Here is a 715-nt window from a genome sequence, read left to right as displayed (position 1 = left end):
CAGGGCCGTATGCGGCCGTTCCTGGTTATAGATCCGCACCGATTGCGCCACCATTTTGCTCGCCTGTTTCAGGTCCGCAGGTCGATTCAGCAGGAACTCGCCTTTCAGAATGCCGTTGATACGTTCGGCCAGCGCATTCTGATAGCAGTCGTAGCCATCTGTCATGGAGCAAGTCAGTCCGTGACGACGATGAATTTCCTGATAGTAAGTAGAGCAATACTGGATGCCCCTGTCTGAATGATGGATCAGCGGCGTCTTGCGCTGTCGCGCTCGCAGTGCCATTTTCACGGCCTCGCTGACTTCCTCGGTTTGCAAGCTCGCGTGCACATGGTAGCCCACAATCTTGCGCGAGTATGCATCCGTCACCAAGCTCAGATAGACGAATTTTCCGGCGGTCGGGAGATACGTGATATCGGCTACCCACACCTGCTCCGGCTGCGTGGCAAACACTTGCCCCGGTCCCTCCTTGAGCAAGTTCGGATGGCGCCGGAAGCGGTGATGGCTGTTCGTGGTCTTGTGATAGGCCCGCTGCGGTTGTACCAGCAGCCACTCCTGCCGCAAGATGTCAAAGAGCCCATCGCGTCCCACTTTGATCTTTTCTCGGGAAAAGGCTGCACCGAGCATGCTGTGCAGCTTGCGCGTGCCGATGCGCGGCTGGCGCAGACGTATCGGCTGCACCAGTTTGACGACAGTTTGTGCCCTGTCCAGGCACTGT

At 57.6% G+C, this 715-nt stretch carries 1 protein-coding gene; it reads right to left on the bottom strand.

Features of this window, described 5'->3' with window-relative positions:
* Nucleotides 1–715, bottom strand: a 715-nt coding sequence (locus tag CSQ93_RS28520) for an IS3 family transposase (RefSeq protein ID WP_158301418.1), incomplete at both ends; no start/stop codon positions are given.

It is taken from the genome of Janthinobacterium sp. BJB426 (assembly GCF_002735705.1).
In the GTDB taxonomy this organism is placed as follows: Bacteria; Pseudomonadota; Gammaproteobacteria; order Burkholderiales; family Burkholderiaceae_D; genus Janthinobacterium.
This window is presented reverse-complemented; position numbering and strand designations above follow the sequence as displayed.